The sequence below is a fragment of the Helicobacter apodemus genome (genome assembly GCF_000765745.2).
GTDB lineage: Bacteria > Campylobacterota > Campylobacteria > Campylobacterales > Helicobacteraceae > Helicobacter_D > Helicobacter_D apodemus.
In genome coordinates this window covers 1-1,510 of record NZ_JRPC02000079.1, presented here as the reverse complement: position 1 = coordinate 1,510, position 1,510 = coordinate 1, and the positions used below count along the sequence as shown (strand labels likewise).

Genomic DNA, 1,510 nt, shown 5'->3' with positions numbered 1-1,510 from the left:
ATCTCTGCTTTCCACTGCATCTTTACTTGAGTTTTCACTACATATATGCTTTTCTGTGTTAGCAGATTCCACCACCTCACCCATTTCCTCTAGCACATATTTCACAGGATAGCCTTTTTCTATAGCTTCCACTTGCTTTGTGGATAAGGGGGTGTTCCAGATTTGGAGGATTTTGCCTGCATAGCCGCCAACCCCTTCAGAATATTTAAAGTATAATATATTGAACCTTATAGAACAAAAATTTTTACCTTTCTTATCGGCTCTACTTGTGGATTTAACAATAGTATCTCTATTTAAATTGTATTTTTCCGCAAACTCTTTACTACTTATCCATTTTCCCATTTTACACCACTTCTTTAAAAATTTTAGTTGGATAACCTTGTTCTTCTATCTTTTCAGAGTTCTTTTGTGCCTCTTCCAAGCTATCGCAAAAGATAACATCATCTTGCCCAAATTCATTTAAATAAACCACGACAAAACCAGCTATTCTTTTTTCATTTTCCATTACGCAACCTTAAATCCATCTCTTTTTAGCAACTCTACAAGCTCTTTAGCTCTTCCTCTTTTGCCCTTAACCCTACCTTTTGAAATGTCTAGCAAAATAAGATAATCTGTATTATCTAATCCTTTAGAATCAGCCCAAGTTTTTAGCTTCATTCCTTTTTTAGCCATTGCTTCAGTGATATATGTAAATTTTTTTCTCTTTAACACTTCTATTCCTTTTAATGTGCTATAATTACATCTAACCACCTCAAAAGAGGTGGAAGATTGTAATTTGCTAGAACTTCTTAATCTTTATTTTAATAAAGACTTTGAAGCCTAGAGCTTTCACAACCTTTTTGAATTTAAAACTCATCATTTTAAACCCTTTAGCAAAGATTGTAAATCCCACCCGCCCAAACCACTTTTAAGTTTTTGTATTTTTATGATACAATTTCCTTAAAAGTAGTGTAATTATAGTGTAATATTTTGAACTTGTCAAGATAAAGGAACAAAATATGGAACTTTCTTTGAAAATGAAAGAATGCAGAGAGAATTATGGTTGGACTCAATTTGATTTATCACAAAAATCTGGCGTATCACTAAGCACCATAAAAAAATATGAAGCTGGATTGGTTGATAATTTTACCTATGGGAATTTAAAGAAAATTTCATCAGCTTTTAATATGACTCCCGCATCTTTTATTGATGAGGATAATGTCCGACAAATGTCCGACAAATGTCCGACAATATTTCAAAAAAATGTCCGACAAATGTCCGACAATATTTCAAAAAACACAGAAATAATGTCCAGCAATGGTGTATCTCTGCCCCAAACCTTAAACGATGATATTGTATCCATTCCATTTTACGAGGATATAACAGCAAGTGCAGGAAGTGGGGCATACAATGAAGCAGAAACAGAAGAGCGACTAAACTTCCCCAAATCCTTTTTACGCCAATATTTCGGCATTGTATCTTTTAATAATTTATCTATTATTATAGGAAAGGGCGATTCTATGTATCCCAC

General features: G+C 33.4%; 3 protein-coding genes and 1 pseudogene. 1 reads left to right on the top strand and 3 read right to left on the bottom strand.

Translation table 11 applies throughout. From position 1 onward, the window contains the following. The 3 genes and pseudogenes from LS72_RS10440 to LS72_RS10435 all read right to left on the bottom strand — a co-directional run. Positions 1 to 342: pseudogene (locus tag LS72_RS10440) on the bottom strand (Mu transposase C-terminal domain-containing protein); the annotation flags it as partial. Between the two features lies 1 nt (position 343). Beyond that, positions 344 to 505 carry a hypothetical protein gene (locus tag LS72_RS11075; RefSeq protein ID WP_194145620.1) on the bottom strand — a complete coding sequence of 54 codons (162 nt, stop codon included), beginning with the start codon at positions 503 to 505 and terminating at the stop codon, positions 344 to 346. Beyond that, complete coding sequence (locus LS72_RS10435) at positions 505 to 711, bottom strand: hypothetical protein (protein WP_034555494.1); 207 nt, start codon at positions 709 to 711, stop codon at positions 505 to 507. Before LS72_RS10435 ends, LS72_RS11075 begins: the two co-directional genes overlap by 1 nt. Positions 712 to 998: 287 nt before the next feature. On the opposite strand from LS72_RS10435, the gene LS72_RS10430 reads away from it, so the two are divergent. Then, positions 999 to 1,510 (top strand): helix-turn-helix domain-containing protein (locus LS72_RS10430; protein WP_138155352.1); only part of this gene is annotated, 512 nt, incomplete at its 3' end.

Excerpts from the sequence above, each read along its gene's own strand:
- LS72_RS11075 (WP_194145620.1), bottom strand. The coding sequence starts at position 505 with ATGGAAAATGAAAAAAGAATAGCTGGTTTTGTCGTGGTTTATTTAAAT.